Origin of the sequence: Vibrio sp. V42_P2S4T144, from assembly GCF_009904715.1 — a bacterium.
Taxonomy (GTDB): Bacteria; Pseudomonadota; Gammaproteobacteria; order Enterobacterales; family Vibrionaceae; genus Vibrio; species Vibrio alginolyticus.
The window spans coordinates 1-2,568 of sequence record NZ_WXWS01000245.1; the positions used below are offsets into that span (position 1 = coordinate 1).

Consider the following 2,568-nt stretch of genomic DNA (forward strand, 5'->3'; position numbering starts at 1 on the left):
CGCCGAAGCTGAACCAACCCAGCCAGAAAAAAGTTTTGAATATGGTGAACATGTCGAGCCTGTTTATCTAAAAAGCATTGTTGCTAATTTATCGAATGCTCTAAAATGACTCAAATTGATGATTTTAATTTCATCTATGAATAAAATGGGATGAGGATGTTGGAGTGAAAGAGGACATTCAGTGGCGCAACATTGACTTGAACTTATTGGTGACGTTTTCCTACTTGTATCGCTATCGAAGCGTTAGCGTCGCGGCAGAGAAAAGTTACGTTAGCCAGTCGGCGATGAGTCATAGTTTGTCTCGTTTAAGGTTGTTGTTTGACGACCCGCTTTTTGAGCGAAAAGGGCACAAGATGGAGCCCACCGAGCACGCTCACCACATCGCGCCAATCGTGCATCATTTGTTGGATTCTATTGCCAAAGACTTGCTCACTAAGTCTGTCTTCCAGCCTAAAAATTATGCGGGTGTATGTCGCATTGGATTAACGGATTATGCCGAGTTTATTTTTGCTCCTCGGCTTTATGACGAAATACGCCAGCGCGCCCCAGAGGCGCAGATCAGTTTTATTAACGTCAATCGTAGCAACTACGTGGCATTAACTGAGCACGAAAAGCTCGATGTCATTATTGGCAGCATGCCGGTGTTGGATGACAACTTTGAGAGCTTGTACTTGTACACCGAAAAACACGTGTGCATGTGTGATAAACAGGCGTTGAAAGGGGAAACACAGCTGTCTCTGGAAGCGTTCGCGAACATCGAGCAAGCTCTGGTAAGTCCCGATGGGAGCTTAAAGACACAAGTAGACCAAAAGCTCGCAGAACATGGCTTGAGCCGCAAAGTCACCGTGGCGTCGCGCAACTTTCTCACTATTCGGCATCTATTGAAAAAGCGCGATCTCATTGCCATCGTGCCAGAAAAAATGGCGTTGGCGGAGGGCTTTTCGGACGATCTCATTACTGTTAAGCCGCCGATCGCCGTTGCGGATTTTGATATTGCCATGCTGTGGCATTCCAGCCGAAACAATGAAGACAAAGGCATTTGGCTACGCGAGTTGGTTTCTTCGACCATCACCTCTAAATGATAAACATTTGGGGCACTCATGGTGCTTAGAGTGATTTGTTGTTGAACTTCTTACTACCCGCTGAGTTATCGGCGTTACGCCGAAACAGTACTGATTGTGCAAAATGAATATCTTGGGTTAGGGGGGGATGTTCCAGATTTAATTCATAAAAGAGATTAATGGAAAAGGTATCATTGAGTTGTACCACGTAGTTTAAGCTCTGTTTGAACGTATACATGAAGAGGGAGTAAGCGTCCATCTCGGTATTTTTCCACTAGTAAGTTCACTCCCTGAGTTCCCATCAACTCAGAGTGAATACGAATTGTAGACAACGGCGGAAAGGTAAAGCGAGCAGTAGGAATATCATTCATACTAATCAGCGTAATATCCTCTGGTATCTTTAAGCCAAATTCATGGATTGCACGTACTATGCCAATCGCGATGGAGTCTGAATCAATGAATACTGCTTTCGGGAAGTCACCTTTGGCTAGCATCTCTTTCGCTAAGTTATAACCGGACAAACTAGAGCAGGCACAATAGTGTATATCATGTTCTGCGACCACGCCTTTTAGATAGCCATAGTCCAAAAACACATTTTCACGAGTGTCAGCTGCGTCGTGCTTGTCTTGACCGCCAATATAACCGATGCGGCGGTGGCCTCGTTGTACAAAGAAATCAACTACTTGCCTACTGATTCGAATAAGGTCGACATCAACGCAATCATAAGGGCAGGTTGGATCTGAAAAGTTTATGTAGCAAATGCTATCGGCTAGACGTTTAGGTAATTTATCTACTACCTTTTGGTCGACATTTCCGACTAAAAGGACACCTGTTATCTTTTTCGTTTCAACATCAATTTCACTGTTATAGCAATTGGTTAGCGTAATACCTAATTTGTCGCATTGCGTTTCAATCCCATGACGAATTGATAAGTAGTAAGGGTCATTCACCTCTGTTTCTTGTTTGTAGTTATATAAGGCTAAAAAGTGATGTTTTTGCTTAGCTTCTTTGATGCCTTTCTTCGAGCTACTGGTGCGGTACTCCAGTTTTTCTGCAATTTCCAAAATGCGGTATTTGGTTTCTTCTTTAACGCTCAACGTTGGGTCGTTGTTCAAAACCCGCGATACGGTTGCAAGTGAGACGCCTGCTTCAATGGCGATATCTTTTAGCTTTGCCATGTAAATTTCCCGTTGGCACTGCCCAAGTGTGAGCTCAATAATCTGACTATTTTAAACAGCTACTTAGATATGCACAAACCTTTAGTAAGACAGTCCTAAACACTTTAAATCATCATATCAAGCCAAATTGTTTTCATGAAATAGACTCTATTGAGTAATAAATAAAGCCGTAAACGTAAGGATTATATTGCTGTAAAAATACTGAAAAACGCGACTGGTTTGGAAACTTGCTACTTGTGGTAACTCTAGTACTTAATAGGACTCGATCTGTTTAGAGTTTAATCAAGCAAACGTTTTATTGTTCATGTTTATGTTTTGTGTCTCATTTT

At 42.4% G+C, this 2,568-nt stretch carries 2 protein-coding genes; one reads left to right on the forward strand and one right to left on the reverse strand.

Going from position 1 to position 2,568, the window contains the following annotated elements:
- Positions 1–164: 164 nt before the first annotated feature.
- Positions 165–1,082 (forward strand): LysR substrate-binding domain-containing protein, encoded by a 918-nt coding sequence (locus tag CAG68_RS08515; protein WP_161441009.1) that lies wholly within the window; start codon positions 165–167, stop codon positions 1,080–1,082.
- Positions 1,083–1,252: 170 nt separating this feature from the next.
- Here CAG68_RS08515 and ebgR read toward each other — a convergent pair whose 3' ends face one another.
- Positions 1,253–2,239: a transcriptional regulator EbgR gene (gene ebgR / locus CAG68_RS08520; protein ID WP_025768213.1), complete on the reverse strand. Its 987-nt coding sequence runs from the start codon at positions 2,237–2,239 to the stop codon at positions 1,253–1,255.
- Between the last annotated feature and the right edge of the window lie 329 nt (positions 2,240–2,568).

What these genes read in the sequence shown, in the direction of transcription:
- ebgR (WP_025768213.1), bottom strand. Translation starts at nt 2,239, where the DNA reads ATGGCAAAGCTAAAAGATATCGCCATTGAAGCAGGCGTCTCACTTGCA.